The organism is Actinocrinis sp., from assembly GCF_035605935.1.
Lineage (GTDB): Bacteria > Actinomycetota > Actinomycetes > Streptomycetales > Catenulisporaceae > Actinocrinis.
Genome location: NZ_DATNGK010000167.1, coordinates 1 through 3,400 on the forward strand (window position 1 = coordinate 1; position 3,400 = coordinate 3,400).

Genomic DNA, 3,400 nt, shown 5'->3' on the forward strand with positions numbered 1-3,400 from the left:
CCCAGTCCGGCGTGATCGAGCTGCTGCTGGTGAACCACCCGCTGGACTGCCCGGTCTGCGACAAGGGTGGCGAGTGCCCGCTGCAGAACCAGGCGCTGTCCAACGGCCGCGGCGAGAGCCGCTTCGAGGGACCGAAGCGCACCTTCGCCAAGCCGATCAACCTCTCCACGCAGGTGCTGCTGGACCGGGAGCGCTGCGTGCAGTGCGCGCGCTGCACCCGGTTCTCCGAGCAGATCGCCGGCGACCCGTTCATCTCGCTGATCGAGCGCGGCTCCAGCCAGCAGGTCGGCATCTCGGTGGCCGGGGACCAGGAGTTCAGCTCCTACTTCTCCGGCAACACCGTGCAGATCTGCCCGGTCGGCGCGCTGACCGGAGCGGCCTACCGCTTCCGTGCCCGGCCGTTTGACCTGGTCTCCTCGCCGAGCGCCTGCGAGCACTGCGCCGCCGGCTGCGCGCTGCGCACCGACCACCGGCGCGGCAAGGTACTGCGACGGCTGGCGGGCGAGGACCTCGAGGTCAACGAGGAGTGGAACTGCGACAAGGGCCGCTGGGCCTTCCAGTACGCCACTGCCCGCGACCGCATCCGTCACCCCATGGTGCGCCGCGGCGGCGTGCTGACCACGGCGTCCTGGCCGGAAGCCCTCGACGCGGCGGCGATCGGACTGCGCGCGACCCGCGGCGAGGCCGGCGTCCTGGTCGGCGGCCGCAGCACTCTCGAAGACGCATATGCGTACGCGAAGTTCGCCCGCATCGCCCTGGACACCAACGACATCGACTTCCGGGCCCGCCCGCACTCGACCGAGGAGGCCGAGTTCCTGGCGGCGCACCTGGCCGGCCGCAGCCCGGTGACGGGTGGTCAGCTCGCGCTGACCTACGCGGAACTGGACAAGGCCCCGGCGGTGCTGCTGGTCGGCTTCGAGCCCGAGGACGAGTCGCCGATCGTGTTCCTGCGGCTGCGCAAGGCGGTCCGCAAGGCGCGCACGGCGGTCATCGCCATAGCGCCGTTCGCGACCCGCGGCTTGTCCAAGCTCAACGGAAGCCTGCTCAAGGCGGCCCCGCACACCGAGCCGGAATTCCTGACCGCGCTCGCCGCGGGCACCGAGGAAGCCGGGCTCGACGCCGCCGGGCAGAATGCGGCCAGGCTGCTGCGCGAGCCGGGCGCGGTGATCCTGGTCGGCGAGCGGCTGGCCTGCGTGCCTGGCGCGCTGAGCGCGGCGCTGCGCCTGGCCGACGCCAGCGGCGCCAAGCTCGGCTGGATCCCGCGCCGGGCCGGTGAGCGCGGCGCGATCGAGGCCGGCGCGGTGTACAACCTGCTGCCGGGCGGCCGACCCGCCGAGGACTCGCGGGCCCGCGCCGAGGTCGCGACGGCCTGGGGCGTGCGCGCGCTGCCGACGCTCGACGGCCGGGACGGCGACGCGATCCTCGCCGCCGTGCGCGCCGGGAATATCAGAGGGCTGCTGGTTGGCGCGGTGGACGTGGACGACCTGCCGGACCCGGCCGGAGCGCTGGCCGCGCTGGACGCCGCCGGGTTCGTGGTCTCGCTGGAGCAGCGGCCCTCGGCGGTGACCGAGCGGGCCGACGTGGTGCTGCCGGTGGCCGCGGTCGCCGAGAAGGCCGGGACCTTCCTGGACTGGGAAGGCCGCCCGCGCACGTTCGAGGCCGCGCTCTCGCCCGAGACCATGCAGACCGTGGCAGGTGGCATGTCCGACCTGCGGGTGCTCCACGGCCTCGCCGACGCGATGGACGTGCACCTAGGCCTGCCGGACGTCGCCGCCGCGCGCCGCGAACTGATCTCGCTCGGCGGCTGGGACGGCATCCCCGCTCCTCGTCCGTACGCGCAGGCCCGCCCGTTGCCCGCCCCGGCAGCCGGACAAGCGGTTCTGGCGACCCATCACCTGCTGCTCGACGACGGCCGGCTCCAGGACGGCGAGAAGCACCTGGCCGGGACCGCGCGTCAGCCGGTGGTTCGCCTGTCCGCCGCGACCGCGGCCGAGATCGGCGCGGCCGAAGGTGACGCGGTGTCAGTCGCGACCGACGCCGGGACGATCACCCTGCCGCTCGCCATCGAGGCGCTGCCGGACCGGGTCGTGTGGCTGCCGACGAACTCGCCGGGCTCGCACGTGCGCGCCGCGCTGAGCGCGGACACCGGAGCGGTGGTCACCGTCGCCCGCGTGGTGCCGGACACGCTGCTCGACCCGATCGCGCAGGCCGCGCCCGCGGGCGCGATCGCGGCGAGCGCCGCTACGAGCGTCGCGGACACGCCGAGCCAGCCCGGTCTTCAGGCGGAGGTGGAGGGCTGATGCCTCAGTTCCCAGACAACATGACCAACTGGCTGCTCGGGAGCTTCGACACCCACATCCCGTGGTGGTTCATCCTGGTCGTGATCAAGGCGGTCGCCGCCTTCGCGATCCTGGTCGTGCTCACCCTGTTCAACATCTGGTTCGAGCGGCGCGTCGTCTCCTGGATGCAGATGCGCATCGGCCCGAACCGGGTCGGCCCGCAGGGTCTGCTCCAGTCGCTCGCCGACGGTGTGAAGCTGGCGCTGAAGGAAGACATCGTCCCCACGAACGCCGACAAGCCGGTGTTCTGGATCGCCCCGATTCTCTCCGCGATCCCGGCGTTCCTGGCCATCGCGGTGATCCCGTGGGGTCCGAAGGTCTCGATCTTCCACCACTGGACGACGCTCCAGCTGGTGGACCTGCCGATCGGCGTGCTCTACATCCTCGCGGTCTCCTCGATCGGCATCTACGGGGTCGTACTCGCCGGCTGGTCCTCGGGCTCGACCTACCCGCTGCTCGGCGCGCTGCGTTCCTCGGCCCAGATGATCTCCTACGAGGTCGCCATGGGCCTGTCCTTCGCGGGTGTCTTCCTGTACGCGGGCAGCATGTCCCCGGCGACGATCGTGGACGCGCAGCAGCACGGCTGGTACGTCTACATGCTGCCGCTCTCCGCGATCATCTACATCATCGCGATGGTCGGCGAGACCAACCGGGCACCCTTCGACCTGCCCGAGGCCGAGGGCGAACTGGTCGGCGGCTTCCACACCGAGTACTCCTCGCTCAAGTTCGCCCTCTTCTTCCTGGCCGAATACATCAACCTGGTCACCGTCTCCGCGCTGGCCGTCACGATGTTCTTCGGCGGCTGGCGGGCCCCGGTGCCGCTGAGCCTGTGGTCCGGGGCGAACAGCGGCTGGTACCCGATGATCTGGTTCCTGCTCAAGCTGCTGATCTTCGTGTTCATCTTCATCTGGCTGCGCGGCACGCTGCCCCGGCTGCGCTACGACCAGTTCATGAAGTTCGGCTGGAAGGTGCTGGTGCCGACGGCGCTGCTGTGGATCCTCGCCGTCGCCACCATACGCACCGTCGCCCGCGAGGCCGACCTCTCCACCGGTGAGGTGGCG

The 3,400-nt window shown here is 71.5% G+C and carries 2 protein-coding genes; both read left to right on the forward strand.

Annotated features, from left to right (window positions below; translation table 11 throughout):
- A partial coding sequence (locus VN779_RS13740; RefSeq protein ID WP_325723175.1) for an NADH-quinone oxidoreductase subunit G occupies positions 1–2,300 on the forward strand: 2,300 nt, incomplete at its 5' end.
- Positions 2,300–3,400: NADH-quinone oxidoreductase subunit NuoH (nuoH, locus tag VN779_RS13745; RefSeq protein ID WP_325723177.1), on the forward strand; the 1,101-nt coding region annotated here is incomplete at its 3' end. The genes VN779_RS13740 and nuoH, both read left to right, overlap by 1 nt.